General features: G+C 66.2%; 18 protein-coding genes. 5 read left to right on the top strand and 13 right to left on the bottom strand.

All coding sequences use genetic code 11. The features are described from left to right. Positions 1–31 precede the first annotated feature (31 nt). From ACSQ12_RS18375 to ACSQ12_RS18360, 4 genes are all read right to left on the bottom strand, one after another. A complete protein-coding gene (locus ACSQ12_RS18375; protein ID WP_436066381.1) occupies positions 32–1,447 on the bottom strand; it encodes an aspartate ammonia-lyase in 1,416 nt (471 codons plus the stop codon). Between the two features lie 206 nt (positions 1,448–1,653). Continuing rightward, a complete protein-coding gene (locus ACSQ12_RS18370; protein WP_209742386.1) occupies positions 1,654–2,382 on the bottom strand; it encodes a FadR/GntR family transcriptional regulator in 729 nt (242 codons plus the stop codon). A 92-nt stretch (positions 2,383–2,474) separates the two neighbouring features. Next, entirely contained in the window at positions 2,475–2,726 is a 252-nt protein-coding gene (locus tag ACSQ12_RS18365) for a DUF2630 family protein (protein WP_436066380.1), read from the bottom strand. Positions 2,727–2,895: 169 nt separating this feature from the next. Beyond that, entirely contained in the window at positions 2,896–3,690 is a 795-nt protein-coding gene (locus ACSQ12_RS18360) for a carbon-nitrogen hydrolase family protein (protein ID WP_436066379.1), read from the bottom strand. A 32-nt stretch (positions 3,691–3,722) separates the two neighbouring features. Here ACSQ12_RS18360 and ACSQ12_RS18355 point away from each other — a divergent pair, with 32 nt between their 5' ends. Beyond that, on the top strand, positions 3,723–4,379 hold the full coding sequence (locus ACSQ12_RS18355; RefSeq protein WP_436066378.1) for a GntR family transcriptional regulator: 657 nt from the start codon (positions 3,723–3,725) through the stop codon (positions 4,377–4,379). 72 nt (positions 4,380–4,451) lie between these two features. Here ACSQ12_RS18355 and ACSQ12_RS18350 read toward each other — a convergent pair whose 3' ends face one another. Next, positions 4,452–5,843 (bottom strand): MFS transporter, encoded by a 1,392-nt coding sequence (locus ACSQ12_RS18350; protein WP_436066377.1) that lies wholly within the window; start codon positions 5,841–5,843, stop codon positions 4,452–4,454. A 148-nt stretch (positions 5,844–5,991) separates the two neighbouring features. On the opposite strand from ACSQ12_RS18350, the gene ACSQ12_RS18345 reads away from it, so the two are divergent. Next, positions 5,992–6,678 (top strand): DUF2848 domain-containing protein, encoded by a 687-nt coding sequence (locus tag ACSQ12_RS18345; RefSeq protein WP_436066376.1) that lies wholly within the window; start codon positions 5,992–5,994, stop codon positions 6,676–6,678. 68 nt (positions 6,679–6,746) lie between these two features. Here the strand turns inward: ACSQ12_RS18345 and ACSQ12_RS18340 are convergent, their stop codons facing one another. Both ACSQ12_RS18340 and ACSQ12_RS18335 read right to left on the bottom strand, forming a co-directional pair. Beyond that, the gene (locus ACSQ12_RS18340; RefSeq protein WP_436066375.1) at positions 6,747–7,943 is read right to left on the bottom strand and encodes a winged helix DNA-binding domain-containing protein; all 1,197 of its coding nucleotides are present in this window, start codon (positions 7,941–7,943) and stop codon (positions 6,747–6,749) included. A gap of 27 nt (positions 7,944–7,970) precedes the next feature. Further along, on the bottom strand, positions 7,971–8,426 hold the full coding sequence (locus ACSQ12_RS18335) for a hypothetical protein (protein ID WP_436066374.1): 456 nt from the start codon (positions 8,424–8,426) through the stop codon (positions 7,971–7,973). A gap of 253 nt (positions 8,427–8,679) precedes the next feature. On the opposite strand from ACSQ12_RS18335, the gene ACSQ12_RS18330 reads away from it, so the two are divergent. Beyond that, positions 8,680–9,285 carry a DUF1992 domain-containing protein gene (locus ACSQ12_RS18330; RefSeq protein ID WP_436067027.1) on the top strand — a complete coding sequence of 202 codons (606 nt, stop codon included), beginning with the start codon at positions 8,680–8,682 and terminating at the stop codon, positions 9,283–9,285. Between the two features lie 32 nt (positions 9,286–9,317). Here ACSQ12_RS18330 and ACSQ12_RS18325 read toward each other — a convergent pair whose 3' ends face one another. Then, positions 9,318–9,959, bottom strand: a complete 642-nt coding sequence (locus tag ACSQ12_RS18325) for an NADPH-dependent F420 reductase (protein WP_436066373.1) — start codon at positions 9,957–9,959, stop codon at positions 9,318–9,320. 156 nt (positions 9,960–10,115) lie between these two features. Between ACSQ12_RS18325 and ACSQ12_RS18320 the strand changes: the two genes are divergently transcribed. Next, the gene (locus ACSQ12_RS18320) at positions 10,116–10,874 is read left to right on the top strand and encodes a hypothetical protein (protein ID WP_436066372.1); all 759 of its coding nucleotides are present in this window, start codon (positions 10,116–10,118) and stop codon (positions 10,872–10,874) included. 16 nt (positions 10,875–10,890) lie between these two features. On the opposite strand, the gene ACSQ12_RS18315 is transcribed toward ACSQ12_RS18320, so the two are convergent. Further along, positions 10,891–11,205 carry a DUF6221 family protein gene (locus ACSQ12_RS18315; RefSeq protein ID WP_209742396.1) on the bottom strand — a complete coding sequence of 105 codons (315 nt, stop codon included), beginning with the start codon at positions 11,203–11,205 and terminating at the stop codon, positions 10,891–10,893. 6 nt (positions 11,206–11,211) lie between these two features. After that, positions 11,212–11,373: a hypothetical protein gene (locus ACSQ12_RS18310; RefSeq protein WP_436066371.1), complete on the bottom strand. Its 162-nt coding sequence runs from the start codon at positions 11,371–11,373 to the stop codon at positions 11,212–11,214. A 165-nt stretch (positions 11,374–11,538) separates the two neighbouring features. On the opposite strand from ACSQ12_RS18310, the gene ACSQ12_RS18305 reads away from it, so the two are divergent. Next, on the top strand, positions 11,539–11,910 hold the full coding sequence (locus ACSQ12_RS18305) for a hypothetical protein (RefSeq protein ID WP_436066370.1): 372 nt from the start codon (positions 11,539–11,541) through the stop codon (positions 11,908–11,910). A gap of 82 nt (positions 11,911–11,992) precedes the next feature. On the opposite strand, the gene ACSQ12_RS18300 is transcribed toward ACSQ12_RS18305, so the two are convergent. From ACSQ12_RS18300 to ACSQ12_RS18290, 3 genes are all read right to left on the bottom strand, one after another. Further along, positions 11,993–12,277: a DUF1540 domain-containing protein gene (locus tag ACSQ12_RS18300; RefSeq protein ID WP_011693356.1), complete on the bottom strand. Its 285-nt coding sequence runs from the start codon at positions 12,275–12,277 to the stop codon at positions 11,993–11,995. Positions 12,278–12,546: 269 nt separating this feature from the next. Further along, on the bottom strand, positions 12,547–13,878 hold the full coding sequence (locus ACSQ12_RS18295; RefSeq protein WP_436066369.1) for an ammonium transporter: 1,332 nt from the start codon (positions 13,876–13,878) through the stop codon (positions 12,547–12,549). A gap of 360 nt (positions 13,879–14,238) precedes the next feature. Continuing rightward, the gene (locus ACSQ12_RS18290; protein WP_209742400.1) at positions 14,239–15,642 is read right to left on the bottom strand and encodes a GntP family permease; all 1,404 of its coding nucleotides are present in this window, start codon (positions 15,640–15,642) and stop codon (positions 14,239–14,241) included. Positions 15,643–15,689: the final 47 nt, after the last annotated feature.

Below are 15,689 nucleotides of genomic sequence, written 5' to 3'. Positions count from 1 at the left end.
GTGGTCGGGCTGGGTGTGGTTCGGGTGGGCGCTACTTGCTGAGGTTGGCCAGGCGTTGGGGGCTGAGGAGGTCTTCGAGTTGCTCGGCGGTGAGCAGGTTGTGTTCGAGGACGAGTTCGGCGACGCCTTTGCCGGTGGCGAGGGCTTCTTGTGCGATGGCGGTTGCGGTGGTGTAGCCGAGGTGGGGGTTGAGGGCGGTGACGAGGCCGATGGATTGTTCGACGGTGAGGCGGAGGTGGTCGGTGTTGGCGGTGATGCCCCGGATGCAGCGTGCGGTGAGGGTGCGGCAGGCGGCTTCGAGGTGGGAGATGCTCTTGTGGAGGCTGTGGACGATGATGGGTTCGAAGGCGTTGAGCTGGAGTTGTCCGGCTTCGGCGGCCATGGTGATGGTGACGTCGTTGCCGATCACTTCGTAGGCGACCTGGGAGACGACTTCGGGGATGACCGGGTTGATCTTGCCGGGCATGATGGAGGATCCGGATTGGACGGCGGGGAGGTTGATTTCGCCGAGTCCGGCGCGGGGGCCGGAGGAGAGCAGGCGGAGGTCGTTGCAGATTTTGGAGAGTTTCACGGCGACGCGTTTGAGGACGCCGGAGAGGTGGACGAAGGCGCCGACGTCCTGGGTGGCTTCGATGAGGTCCGGTGCGGTGACCAGGGGCAGGCCGGTGATGTCGGCGAGGTGGCGGCAGGCGGCTTCGGCGTAGCCGGCGGGTGCGTTCAGGCCGGTGCCGATGGCGGTGGCGCCGAGGTTGATTTCGTGGATGAGCAGGTCTGCTTCGGCGAGGCGGAGCCGGTCTTCGCCGATGGTGACGGCGTAGGTGCCGAATTCCTGGCCGAGGGTCATGGGGACGGCGTCCTGGAGCTGGGTGCGGCCCATTTTGACGATTGTGCGGAATTCCAGGGCTTTGGCGGCGCAGGCTTCTTCGAGTTCGGCCAGGGCGTCCAGGAGTTCCCGGGCGGCGAAGATGGTGCCGAGTTTCACTGCGGTGGGGTAGACGTCGTTGGTGGACTGGGAGAGGTTGACGTGGTCGTTGGGGTGCAGGCGGGTGTAGTGGCCTTTGGGGTGTCCGAGGATTTCCAGGGCGCGGTTGGCGATGACCTCGTTGGCGTTCATGTTCGAGGAGGTTCCGGCGCCGCCCTGGATGACGTCCACGACGAACTGGTCGTTGAGTTTGCCGTTCATGACGTCGGTGCAGGCGGCTTCGATGGCGTCGGCGCGTTCGGCGTCGAGGAGGCCGAGTTCGTGGTTGGTGCGGGCGGCGGCGAGTTTCACGGCGGCGAGTCCGCGGACCAGGTGCATGTTGGAGGAGAGCGGCTGGCCGGTGATGGGGAAGTTCTCCACGGCCCGGAGCGTGTGCACACCCCAGTACGCGGCGGCGGGAACGTCCCGGTCACCCAGGAGATCATGCTCGGAACGGGTTTTCGGGGCGGTAAGGGGAAGAGTCATGGGGGTCCTCGCGGGGCTTCGTTGACGGGTTTGGACGTGGAAATTCTTGGACGGTGGGAAATTCTTGGGGCAATGAGCTTGGGCCGGGGCAGGCTGAAGGAACGCGCAGCCAGCAGGAGGCATGGGTGTGCCACGGCAGGGAGGCACGCGGGATTGCGGCGGGTGGGGAGGTCAGGGGACGCTGGGTGACATTCGGGGCTTCGGGTTTAGCGCGTATGGCCGGACGTGGAATTCTCTCTTCCGGGGACGATGGTGCCCAGGGCGCATTCCACCCCGTGCAGATGCATCCTCATGGCCTGGGATGCTTCCTCGGCTGATCCGCTCTCGATGGCAGCGAAAATGCGCGCGTGCTCTTCGCCGGATTCCTTGCGCCGGTCAGCCACGAGGTTGAGCGTGTTGGACTGGTTCGCCATGGCATCGCAGATGTCCGAGAGGAATGATTCGAACACGCCGTTGCCGCTGCACCGGGCGATGGTCACATGAAACTCGGTGTTCAACAGCACCCACTGCTGCAGGTCATCCTCCTCGGACATTTCCCGAAGGATTTCCCGAAGAGCCTCCACATCTTCGGCGCTGCGGCGTTGGGCTGCAAGCCCGGCGGCAGGCACTTCGACGTGGGGGCGGGCTTCCACCAGGGCGCTGGCTGAATACTTGCCGAGCTTGAGGTCCTGGGCCACTTTGTCAGCGATGACGAAGGTGCCCTTGCCTGTGTGCGTGGCGGTCAATCCCAGGGCGGTGCATGATCGCAGCGCCTCCCTGACCATCGTCCGGCTCACACCGTACTGCTTGGCGAGCGAGGCTTCGGAGTCGAGGCGGGTGCCGACCGGAATCCTGCCGCCCTCGATGGCGCTGCGGAGGGATGCGAACACAGCCTCGGCCGCGCCGACGCGCACCACTCGGTCTTGCGCAGCTGTCCAGCTGTCCAACAGGTTCATGTGACGACTATGGCACTTGTCACAGAACCTGTCAAAGGGCTCCTGAATGTTGCGGTGTCGGAGGTGGCTCGGCGCCCGCAAGGAAGGCCGGATCAGCCGCGGTAGTCCTCCACCTGCTTGACCGGGCGCACCTCGGCCTCATCCGGATTCTCCCCGTACTGCATCTTGGCCCGCCGCTGGCGCAGCAGGTCCCAGCACTGGTCCAGGTCCTCTTCGATGCGCTGGAGCCGTGTACGGTCCGGGGCGTGCTCGGCGCCGGGCGCGGCGGACTCCGCCTTTTCACGAAGATCGCGTTCCTCTTCAACGAGGCTTTGGATGCGGTGCAGGATGTCCTGTTCGTCCACGGTGTCCTTCTTCCTGGAGGGGGTACCAGCCAGCGTAGTGTCGCCCGCGGTGCGTGACCAGATCAGCTGGCCGGACGGGCGGCCCTGGCGGCCGAAAGCATCGGAAGCGGACGACGGCGGGAGGTCCCGCCGTCGTCCGCTTCCGTCACGTCTGCTTCCGTACTGCCCGCTAAAGGCTCCGCGCGTTGGCGAGGACCGGCAGTTTTGCGCGGACGTCGGTGATGACGGCGGGGTCGATGTCCACCACGGCCAGCTCAGGCTCCGCGCCCAAGGTGACCAGGGCAGTGCCGAGCGGTGACACCACAGCGCTGTGGCCGATGCCGGTGGGCGCGGTGCCTGCGTCCGGCAGCCCGATGCTGGCGGGATTGCCCTGGCCGCATGCCACCACGAAGGTGGTGCTGTCCACGGCGCGGGCCCGCACCAGCAGGTCCCACTGTTCCGCCTTGCCTTCGCCGGCGCCCCATGAGGCGCAGACGATATTGACCTGGGCCCCGGCCCGCGCGTTGGCCGCAAAGAGCGCGGGGAAGCGCACGTCGTAACAGGTGGCAAGGCCGATCACCGTGCCGTTGAGTTCGAACGTCACCGGTGAGGTGCCGGCGTCCACCGAATCGGACTCCGCGAAACCAAACGCGTCAAAGAGGTGGATCTTGTCGTAGGAAGTATCGATCCCCGGGCCGGTGACCAGGAGGGTGTTGCGCACCCTGCCATCGTCTCCGGGGGTAAACATGCCGGCGACGACGGCGATATCCAGGTCGCCGGCAATGGCCCGGACGGCATTGGCCCACGGTCCGTCCAGCGGCTCGGCGATGTCCGCCAGGCTGTTGCCGAAGGCGCGCATCGCCGCTTCGGGAAACACCACCAGCTCGGCTCCGGCGGCTTTGGCCCGGGTGGCGTATTCTCGAATCACCTCCAGGTTTGCTGCCGGATCGGCTCCAGTGATGATTTGGGCCACTGCTAAACGCATGAAATTACTCCAGTCTGTTGTATACATGATGTATGCGAAAAAGTTCGGGGACAGCGGCGTCCGGCCGCGAGAAGGCGTACGCGTACCTGCGCGAAAATATCCTGATCGATCCCGAAGTCCAGGGGAAGTTCCTGAATGAGCAGGAGCTTGCCGCCGAGATCGGCGTCTCGCGCACTCCGGTGCGGGAAGCGCTCCTGCTGCTTGTCTCGGACGGCCTGGTGGAACTGATTCCGCAGCGCGGAGCCTACGTCCCACCGGTGACCGGCCGTGAAATGTCCGAACTGATGGAACTGCGCGGAGTGCTGGAAAGCCACGCCGCGCGCCTGGTCATCGAACAGAAGCGCGTCCCCGCCCGGACGATGCAGGACACCCTGGACCAGCAGGCGGCCCTTCCCGAGGACCTGAACCCGGAGGCTGCCCGGGAGTTCATCCGCCTGGACACCCTGTTCCACCAACAGCTCATTGACGCCGCCGGAAATGAGCTCATTTCCCGGACCTACAGCAAGCTCCACGTCCGGCAGATCCTGGTGGGTGTGTCCGCGTTGTTCCGTACCGGAGGCCGGCGCGAGCAGGTGTGTGCCGAACACCAGGACATCCTCGATGCCCTGGTGTCCGGCGACGCGGTGAAGGCGCAGGAAGCCATTGACCATCATCTGGCCGTGACCCGGGACATCCTGCTCCGCACCTGAGGGAGTTTTTGTCCACATAACGCGACTTGCAAGGCTATTTGAACCCATGATGTGGACAAAAACTCCGGACCGTCAGCGGGATTCCGCGACGGCGGACTCCTGGCGCGCTGCTGCCGATCCTTCGAGCAGCAGGCGGTAGTCCTCGTCCTCCACGGTGTTGGAATCCCGGCCGAGCGCCAGGCCCACTGCCGTGACGGCGGCGGCAACGGCCACATAGATGGCTACCGGAATCCAGGTGCCGAACCGGGACAGCAGCAGCGTGAACATCAGCGGTGCGATGGCGCCGCCGATCACGCCGGCGAAGGTGTAGGCCAGCGAGCTGCCGGTGGAGCGGAGCCTGGGGGAGAACTGTTCCACAATGAAGGCGGCCTGCGGCCCGTACATAAAGGAGTGTGCCATGAGGCCCAGGACGATTCCCGCGATCAGCATCGGCTCATTGTCTCCGCCGAGGATGCCGAAGAAGATGAACGTCCAGACGGCGCCCAGCACGGCTGCCGTGCCGTAGACCAGGCGGCGGTTGAAGCGGTCCGATACGGCGCCGGCCAGCGGGATCATGAACAGCTGGAATGCGGAGCCGATCAGGACGGCGGTCAGGACCTGGCTGCGCTCGTAGCCGAGGGCCTGGATGCCGTAGGTAAGGGTGAAAACAGTGAACAGGGCGTAGAGCACGTCCGGGCCAACCCGGCACAGGGTGGCGGCGATGAGCGGCCGGAGTTCCTTGCTGAAGACCTCCCGGACCGGGGCGTTGGGCTGTTCGCCGTGGGCCTCGATGGCCTTGAAGATCGGGGTGTCTTCCAGCTTCAGACGAATCCAGAGGCCGAATCCGACCAGCAGGGCAGAGACCAGGAATGCGATCCGCCAGCCAAAGCTGATGAACTGCTCTTCGGTCAGGGTGAGGGTGAGGACTGCCAGTGCGCCGTTCGCCATGAGGTTGCCGGCGGGCGGGCCCACCTGGGCTGCGGATGCCCAGAAGCCGCGCCGGTGGGGATCCCCGTATTCGCTGGAGAGCAGCACGGCGCCGCCCCATTCGCCGCCTACGCCCACGCCCTGGGCGAAGCGCAGCAGCACCAGGATGATCGGGGCGGTGATGCCGATGCTGCCGTAGCCGGGGAGCACGCCGATCAGTACGGTGGCCACGCCGATGATCATGAGGGTGGCGACCAGGACCTTCTTGCGGCCGATCCGGTCGCCGAGCCGGCCGAAGATGATGCCGCCCACGGGGCGGGAAACGTAGCCCACCGCGTAGGTGGAAAACGCCAGGATGGTGCCGGTGAGGGGATCGGATGACGGGAAGAAGACGATGGGGAATACGACGGCGGCTGCGGCTGAATAGACGGCGAAGTCGTACCACTCGAGTGCGGTGCCGGTAAGGCTTGCGGCAAAGGCCTTGTACAGGCCCTTCGGGTGCATCGGCTTGCCCGGGCGCGGCGCTGCGCCGGAAGCCTGAACTGGGACGTTGGCCATGGTGTTGTCCTCCACGAGATGTTTACGGTGACGCCTGTCACGCTGGCGTTAAATGTATACATTACGCATACTGGATGTACATTGGCGATCGTTTCCGGTTTCCGGTTTGTAAATTTCTCGAGCAGGACACGCAAAGGATGGACAGAACATGACGACTCTGAGCTTCGAACTTCCCGACGGCACCACCCGAAAAGTCGAGGTCAAGCACCTCCTGAACGCCGGCTACGCAGGGCGGGAACAGGAAGAAGTGCAGGCCCACATCGCCGAGCTGGCCGAGCTGGGAGTTCCAGGCCCCGCAACCACACCGGCGCTCTATCCCGTGTCGCCGTACCTGGCCCAGCAGGTTTCCGAAGTCCGCGTGCAGCACGGCCGGACTTCAGGGGAAGCCGAATGGGCGCTGGTGATCACTGAGGACGGCGTACTGCTGACGGTGGCCTGCGACCACACGGACCGCGAGCTTGAGGTCCACGGCGTTGCCTGGAGCAAGAACGCCAGCCCTGACGTCCTGGGACGCAAAGCCTGGCGCTTGGACGACGTGCGGCAGCACCTGGACCAGATCTCGCTCAGGGGCTGGGTGGGCGAGGGCGATACGCCGGACACCCTCATCCAGGACAGCTCGCTGGGCGCGTTGCTGAGCCCCGATTACTGGCTGGACGTCCTCACTGAACGCGGCCTCAATGAGCCCGGCACCGTCCTCATTTCGGGCACGGTGGCCATGACCCACGGGGTGGACCAGTTCGCCCGCAGCTGGAAGGTGGAGATGGCCGATCCGGTGACCGGCGCTTCCGTGGACGCCCAGTATGTGGTGGAACAGATGGCCGAGCCGATCGGCTGATTCGGCTCCCCGGAACCGACAAAAGCGGACGACGGCGGGAGGTCCCGCCGTCGTCCGCGCGGGGAGGGTCAGTGGGTGCCGAACGCGACGTCCACCGAAGACGCGCCTCGCAGCGTCGCGACCTGCTCAGCCTCACCCTGTAGCGACACCCTGTCCCGTTCCGGCAACGAGCCGAACGTCGTGATGGTGAGGGCCAGCTTCCGGCCGCTCTTGCGTGACCGCCATGTGCCGGTGATTTTGCCGTCTGCGAGGACCGTTCCCGGTTGGCCGACCATCCTCCACACTTCCCGGTGGTACTTCCTGTCGACGATCGTTTCGCGGTCGCGCATCTGCGCATAAGGGTCGCCGGGCGGGAGTAGTCGCACTCCCTTCGGTGCCGGTGCGGACCGCAGTGCGTCGAGATCCTCGGTGAGGATCCAGGACGTGCCGCCGTATTCGACCTGGGTCAGCTCGTCCCCGACCAGGTTCCACCAGGAGCCGGCGTCACCGGGATGCATCCCCGCCCACGAGGCGAAGTCGCCGCGCGTCGACGGTCCATAGCAGCGCAGGTAGCGGCGCAGCAGTTCGGCGCGTGCGAGTTCAGGGTCGATGTCCGGGATCGGGTGGCCAAGCCACTCGTCGACCAGGACGAACGGTGCTTTGTTCCCCACGCGCGGCGCGAAGCAGACCACCCGCTGCAACGCGAGGATACGGACGCAGAAATGTACGACACCCTCGCCGAGCGGCTGCCCCGGGGCGTAGGGACCATCTTCCTCCCAGACGTCGCGTTGTCGCTTCGGCAGCCTGCGGGCAATCCGCGTGGCGATCTCCACGCCCAACTCGTTGATGGCGAGCCTGCGCCCGGACAGCACGTCATGGATTTCCGCGCCGGCCAGCCCGACCGTCTCGCGCAGGCCCATGCCAAGTTTGTCCAACGCCGGCTCCACGCCGACAACCAGATGGCGCATCGCCTCCTCGGTCGGCGGTAGGACTCCGGTAGTGAATACCGGCGCGTCCGTGGCGGGGAAGTAGAACGGTGATCCGCGCATGCACCAGGTCTGCAGCAGGCTCTTCTCCTTGGCGACGGCGTCGGCCACCTGTTCCTGCGTCAGGTTGCGCACCCTGGCGTGCAGGGCAAGTAGGGCCGACCCGGGCGGGCTGTTCTGAATCCCGCACTTGCCGGCCGCGTCCAGCAGACCGCCTTCGCCCAACCGTTCGTCGAGATGATGGGCGGCGAGACGGAACGCGATGACGTCGCCCTTCGAAACCCTGTCAGCCACCGGCACGTAGTATCGCCGCCCGCAATGGTCGCGTCAGTCGCCCCCGCCCCCGCCCCCGCCGTCGCCTCCGCCGCCCCCGCCCCCGCCGCTGTCGCCCCCACCGTGGGAGCTGTCGCCGTCGCCGAAGTAGCCGTTGAAGCCTGAGCCGCCTGATCGGGAACCATTGGCCCGGCTGCGTGGCTTCATAACCCCGAACAGCAGCACGCCGGCCGCCCCGGGATCGCCGCCGGCAGCTGCAAAGGCGGCCCGCCGCCTGACTCCCAGGCGCCAGGTGGTGAACAGGAACGCGGCATAAGAGACCGCCAGCCCCGAGAACGTGACCGTCCGCGCCGCTGAAGACTCAAGCCCGAATGCGGCGATCACAATGGCGGCGATGATCAATCCCGCCGGAAAAGCGAGGAGAAGGCGAAGAATCAACCGGCCACGCAGTCTGGCCTTTGACACGGGAAGCAGCGCGCTGCCACGGTTGCTTGTCCGTCTTGTCTTCATGGCAAGCCTTGGCTGGTCCATCGGGCCCTCCGGGATATGGGTCTTGGTGAAACGCCGCGTCCGGCATGTTTCCTGATGCTGTTTGAATCCTACGTCCCGCACGCCCGCGCCTCTGGCCCGAGCCCTCAAGGATGCCATCGACCGGGGCTCACGCCAATGATCGCGGCCCCGGTCCCGCAGCCGCTTTATTGAAACTCCCTCACGGCCTCTGAATACTGGAAGGCAGGTTATTCAGGATCGGGGCGGTGTGGACATGACCAGCGAAGGCAGCGGGGGTGCGTTCAGGCGCCGGGTGGAACGTGCCGCCGAGCTGCGCGCCGTCCGTGCAACCGGAATGTCGGCCCAGGAGGAGGCCGAGCTCGCCGCTGCCGAGGAAAAGGAACGGGAAAAGCGGCGGAAAGTCGATGACGCCAGGAGGGTTGAATACCTGATCCGGGACGCGATGGCCCAGGGGAAGTTCGACAACCTGAAGTACGCCGGCAAACCCATCCCGGGGCTTGGCGAAGGCTACGATCCGGACTGGTGGGTCAAGGGCCTCATCCAGCGCGAGAACATCACCGGCATGGGACCGAAAGCCATTCTCCTGCGGACCGAGGACGCCGGTCTCGACGCCAGGCTCGATGCCCAGTATTCGGAAAAGCAGGTCCGCGACATCCTGCAGGACTTCAATAAGCGCGTAATCGACGCCCGCCGCCAGCTCCAGGGCGGGCCGCCCGTCATCACCAGGACCCGTGACGTTGACGCCGAGGTGGAGCTTTGGCGCGAACGTCGTGCAGCCGTTGCCGCAGCCGCGCCGCCGCCACCGGAGCCTGAGGTGAAGCGCTCGTGGTGGCGGCGGATCTGGAGCGGCGGAACCTGACGTCCAACCGCAAGGGCCGTAACGCGTGAACGTCAGATGGTGCGCGGAGCCCGCTCCAGGCTCTCCGTGAGCTCGGCAGCGGTCTGGCGCACCACATACGCCGGGCGGTCGCGCTCAACGCGCCAGCTTTCGGACAAGGGACCGACGTTGACGGTGTCGAAGCCGAACTCGTCGTAGAACCGGGTCACGAGTTCCGCAGCCTCGGGATAGTCGCTGGCCGTGGCAAGGGCCCGGCGGCCTTCCGTGCCGGCCGGCGTTCCGTCAGTCGTGATTTCCCTGGCCATGATGTGGTTGAACCCCTTGGCCACCTTGGAAGTGGGGAGGTGCTTCTGCAGCAGCCCGGACGTTGTCTCCTGGCCGTTGTCCAGCTCAGGGAAGCGGCCGTCGCGTTCCCAGTAGTAGTTGTTGGTGTCGATCACGATCTTGCCTTCCAGCGGCTGCGCCGGAACGTCCCCGATACTCTTGAGGGGCACGGTCACGACGGCGAAATCGCCTGCCGCGGCCGCCTCCGCCGCTGTTGCCGCTTTAGCCCGCGGTCCCAGCTCCGCCACGAGGTCCGTCAGCGTTTCCGGTCCGCGCGAATTGCTGATGACTACCTCGTAGCCGAGTTCCACGGCCTTGCGGGCGATCTGGCTGCCAATGTGTCCTGCACCGATGATTCCGATTGTTGTCATATCGGGGCCAACACCAACCCGGCAGGGGATATTTCACAGCGTGCAACAAATCGTTATGCCCGGCATCGGTTCGGTGCCAATCGAGTGAACAGCGGTCCAAAAGAACCTGCGAAGCGCCAGAATGAAGGGACCGGATCCTGGCCCAAGGAGGATGGCATGAACCCGCGAACACGATCCCGTCTCCTTTCCCCTGCCGCCTTCCTCATTGCCGCCCTGCTCGCCGGCTGTGCCCAGCCGGCCGGACCGCCGGAAACGCCGGCCGGAACCGCGAGCGACCTGCCCGCCTCGGTGACGGCAACCGCACCGCCGGAATCGACGCAAGTCCCGGGCGAAACGAAGAGCCCGGACGGGTCCGGGACGTCCGCGGCGTGGACCAGCTACACGACGGCCGACGGCCAGCTGATTTTCGACCATCCCGCCTCGTGGAGCGTGAAGGATCCGGCCGGCGAGCTGGCGGAGGGCGGCGGCGCGTACGCCGAAATCACCAACCCCGCCGGGAAACCGTTGGCCACGCTGCGGACCAACATGGCAACGGGGTCCACCTGCACGGACCGGTTCCCCTACTCCGTCCTGGACTCGCAGGCTCTGCCGGCGCTGACGCTGAAGGGGTCCACACCCCGGTTCGTGTATGAGACCCGCGGAACCGCAACGGCACCGGGACCGGCAGATACCCCCGCTGCGGGCTACGGCATCACGTCCGGTCCGCCGGCCTCGGGGGACTCCGCGTGCGCCATCTTCCACTTCTTCACCTGGCCGCCGAACGCCGCCATGTTCGGGGCGTTCTACGACCCGGCGAACAATGAAACGCCGGGGGACCGCTCCCTGCCGTACCTTGAGAAGGCCAAGATTTATACGGAGACCGCGGAGTACCGCGACATCAGGCGGATGATCACTTCGCTGCGGCCTGCGGGCTAGCCGGCCGCCTCCGCTTTCACCGCCAGTCCTCTTCGAAGTCCGGGTGATCGGCGTAGGGCAGCGCCAGGGCCTTCAGCGAACGCGTGGTCCATTCAATGGCCTCGGGAATCCAGCGGGATTCCTCCTCGAACGGGTCGCTGACCATGGTGGCCAGCGCGGTCTGCCGGGCTGACTCAACGATCCGGATAACCTTCTTCTTTGCCTCGCACTCCAGCAAGAGCCGGTGCTCGTACCATTTCGCTGACTCGGACACCGTGCGGTCGCTGAGGATTTTTAGGGCTGCCGCCTCATCTTCCCTGATGCGCTCTGACAGGAATTCGACAATGTCCACAACGGTTCAGCCGCCGGCCGCCCCGTCCGTGAGGTCGGCGCCGGTGACGTCGGCACCTTCGGCCGGGTCCTGGGAATGCACCCGGATGTCCCTCGGATCAGCGTTCTCGTCGCCCTCGGCCGGAGCTTCGCTGTGGACACGCTCCGACGCGCGTGGGTTCTCGCTCATGTCCGCTCCTTTGCTGTGCTTTGTTCCTGATTTCCGGATCCCCGCTACTGATCATCTAGCTCCTGGTGCCATGGGGCTGTCAAGGACCTTTCCGTCCCTGCCCGCGCCGCCGGGGTGGAGGACAATAAGTCCCATCGGAGGACAGCCCAGCGAAGGAGCAGGACAGTGTCAGAGACGAACGGACCACGGCGCGCAGCGCAGCAGATGCAGGAAGCGGCCCGGTACCTTGCCCGTGCCACCAGGAACCTGGACACCCCCTCGGACAGCCACGAAATCCTCCGCAGCCTGACGGAAACCCAGGGCTCCATCGCCCAGGCCATCCGGGAACTGGCTGCTTGGCACCGGGCAGCGGCAGCCGGAACGCACTACTCCCGCCCGCACAATGAAAGTGCCCGCGGCGTGATGACCGCGGTGGCCGAGCTGGACATCGCCGCACAGGAGGCCGACGCCCTCCAGGAGACCCTCAGCCGGGCCCACGGCGGCAGCAGCGTGGTGAACTGGATGGAGACATCGGAACCTGAGGCGCAGGCCCAATGACCGCTGGACGCCGGCAGCCTGTTAAGGCAAGAGGACGACGGCGGGAAGTCCCGCCGTCGTCCCCTGCCTTCCGTTAGTGCCGCTACGCGTGCGCGTAGGTAAGGCAGTCGGCGTTGTCCGCCCCGGGACCCACGCGGACCTCGGGTGCCTTGCACATCAGGTGGTCGTTATGGGCGCATTCCGAGCGCTGGCAGGCTCCGACGTCGGCCAGGACCTTGGGCAGGCCGCCATGGATGCCGGTATCGATGAAAGTGGCGCATGACGCGTGGTCTTCGCTCCCGCCCACCGTGATGGCGGCGGCGTTGCAATGCGAATGGTCGTTGAAGGAACAGTTGGAAACACTGCAGTCGGCGACGTGCGTTGTCATAGGAAGATCCTCCGTGGTTCGGCTGCCCGGGCGGGCGGCTCCCTGCGTCCACGGTAGGCCTGTTCGGTCCGATCAAAAAGACCCAAACGCATGACCTAATTGCGGGGGCTGCGGGCCCTTAGGGCACAACGGCCTATGGTCCGGCAACGCACCGCTCCCTAGAATTGAGGTAGGGCCGACGGCACGACTCCCGGCACGCCCGGGGGGCCTTCCCAAACCGCCGCCGGCCCCTCAACCTGGCTCCGACGAACCACGCCCGGGGAAGGCAGCTACACCAGGCTGTCTTCCTTTTCCTGCGCTGCCGGGGCGGCCGCCGGAGCAGGCGCCTGGTGGTGGAACGGGTTGAAGCGGCTGCGGGACAGTTCACCGAATGCGTAGGCGGTCTCGGCGTGCTCGGACAGATCCACGCCCACGTTTTCCGCTTCCTCGCTGACCCGGAAGCCGAGCGTCTTATGGATGGCGAGGCCGAGTACGGTGGTCACCAGGCCGGAGAGCAGTACGGTGACCAGCACGGCAACCGTCTGGGCCACCAGCTGGTGTAGTCCGCCGCCGTAGAAGAGTCCGCCGCCCTGGCCGTCCACCGGCAGTGCAATGAAGCCAAGTGCCAGGGTTCCGATGAGGCCGCCGCCGAGGTGCACGCCCACTACATCGAGGGAGTCGTCAAGTCCGAACCGGTACTTCAGGTCCACGAAGATGGCGCAGAGGGCGCCTGCCGCAAGGCCCAGGCCGATGGCGGCCACCGGGCTGATGTTGGCGCAGGACGGGGTGATGGCCACCAGGCCGGCCACTACGCCGGAGGCGGCGCCCAGCGAGGTGGGGTGTCCGTGGCGGATCTTTTCGGTGACCAGCCAGCTCAGCATGGCCGCGGCAGGGGTCACCAGCGTGTTGATCCAGATCAGGCCGGCCTGCTCTGCCGTGGTGGCTGCGCCGCCGTTGAAGCCGAACCAGCCGAACCAGAGGATGGCGGCACCGAGCATGATGAAGGGGATGTTGTGAGGGCGGTGGTTGGGGTCCTTGCCGAAGCCCTGGCGCTTGCCAACGATGACGGCCAGGACGAGTGCTGCCACGCCGGAGCTGATTTCAACCACGGTGCCGCCGGCGAAGTCGATGACCTGGCCGAACACGGCGGTGATGGCTCCGTTGGCGCCCAGCAGCCCGCCGCCCCAGACCATGTAGGCCAGCGGGCAGTACACCAGGGTGACCCAGATGGGCACAAAGAGCGCCCAGGAGCTGAACTTGGCACGGTCGGCGATGGCGCCGCTGATGAGGGCGACGGTGACCATGGCGAATGTGCCCGCGTAGGCTGCCTTGATGAGGTCCGGGGAGCCGATGAGGTTGGTGAGCCCGAAGTTGGCGAACGGGTTGCCGAAGATTCCCAGCACGCCTTCCCCGCCGCTCATGGAGTAGCCCCACAGCACCCAGATGACGCCGACGATGCCCGCCGAGATGAAGCTCATCATGATCATGTTGAGCGCCGCCTTGGCCCGGGTCATGCCGCCGTAAAAGAGGCCGAGGCCGGGCGTCATGATCAGCACGAGGGCCGTTGACACCAGCACCCAGACGTTTTCCGCAGTGATTTGCACCTGCGTGTCCCTTCTCATCAAGTCTTCCTTACGGGACCTCGAGTGATTCCGGGCCACGCCCCCGCTCAATGGTTCACGGTCCGTGTTTCCGATAATGGGGCGCTACGTTGCGGGAAAGTTACAGGAACGGAGCCTGCGTGAAGATCACATGACCGCCGTGTTTCGGGAATGTTAACGAAGGCGCCCGGGCGGGGTGGGCGGCGGTTTCTGGCGGGACACGTTTCGGCGAGATGACCGGCTGCTCACCACGGCTGGATTGGCGGTTGAGCACCGCCGGGGCCGGTGATGAGCCGGCGTTAAAGCGAGAACGACGGCGGGACGTCCCGCCGTCGTTCTCTGTTGCGTTACCGGGGTGACCCGGTCGGATCAATCGGCCGGCTAACCGGCCAGGCCGGCCACGCCGAAGATGGCCGCAGCGATCGCGAAGCCCATGACACCGATCAGCGTTTCCATGACGGTCCAGGTCTTCAGGGTGGTCTTGACGTCCATGCCGAAGAAGCGGCCCACCAGCCAGAAGCCGGAGTCATTGACATGCGAGACCACCACGGAACCGGCGGCCACGGCGATGACCAGGGCGGCCACCTGCATGCCGTTCATGCCCGCGAGGGCCACCGCGGGAGCGATCAGCCCGGCGGTGGTGGTCAACGCCACTGTGGCGGAACCCTGCGCGATACGCAGGATGGCCGAGATCAGGAAGCCGGCCAGCAGCAGGGGGATGCCGACGTCGCCGAGGACGCCGGCCAGGGCGGTGCCGATCCCGGAGGTGCGCAGCACGCCGCCGAACATGCCGCCGGCGCCGGTGATCAGGATGACGGAGCAGACCGGGCCGAGGGAGGATTCGAGCAGCTTCTCCAGGGTGGCGCCGCGCGAGCCGCGGAGCCTGCCCAGGACGAACATTGCCACCAGTACCGCGATCAGCAGTGCCACCGGCGTTTCACCGAGGGTGCGCAGGATCTGGTACCAGGCTTCGGTCTTTGCCGAGGCCGGAAGGACGCCGGAGGAAGCAAGGGTGCTGAGGCCGGTGTTGAGGAAGATGAGGACCAGCGGAAGGAGCAGGACGCCCACGACCGTGCGGAAGCGCGGCGGGTTCTCTTCGGCGGCGGTGTCGGCGTGGCCCAGAAGTTCCGGAACGGGGAGGACCAGCTTCTTGCCGGTCCACAGGCCGAACAGGTAGGCGGTGACGTACCAGGTGGGAATGGCGGTGATGAGGCCGGCGATCAGGACCAGCCCGATGTTGGCGTCGAAGAAGGTTGCCGCGGAGACCGGGCCCGGGTGCGGGGGCAGGAAGATGTGCATCACGGAGAAGGCACCTGCAGCCGGCAGGCCGTAGCGCAGCACGCCGCCACCAAGCCGGTGGGCCACCGCGAAGACCACGGGCAGCATGACCACCAGGCCGGCGTCGAAGAAGATGGGGAAGCCGAAGATCAGCGAGGCGAGGCCCAGTGCGAACGGGGCGCGCTTCTCGCCGAAGAGGTTGATGAGGTAGTCAGCCAGCGCCTTGGCACCGCCGCTGGTTTCAACGATGCGGCCGAGCATGGCGCCGAGGCCGACCAGCAGTGCCACAGTGCCCAGGGTGCTGCCGAATCCGTTGACCAGCACCGGCACCACCTTGTCCGCCGGAATGCCGGTGGCGAAGGCGGTGGCCAGGCTGATGAGGATCAGGGCGAGCAGCGCATGCATGCGCAGCTTGATGATGAGGAACAGCAGCACCAAGATGGCGGCGCCGGCAATCAGCAGCAGGGGGCCTGCGCCGAGGGTTTGAGTCCATCCTTCGATGGTCATGGTTCTCCTTTGAAACAGATGTGTTGGGGGAGTGGAGCTTGGGGGAG

Source organism: Arthrobacter sp. LjRoot14, from assembly GCF_964253905.1.
Classification (GTDB): domain Bacteria; phylum Actinomycetota; class Actinomycetes; order Actinomycetales; family Micrococcaceae; genus Arthrobacter.
The sequence above is the reverse complement of the archived record's forward strand: the minus strand, read 5'-3'. Positions and strand labels throughout refer to the sequence as shown.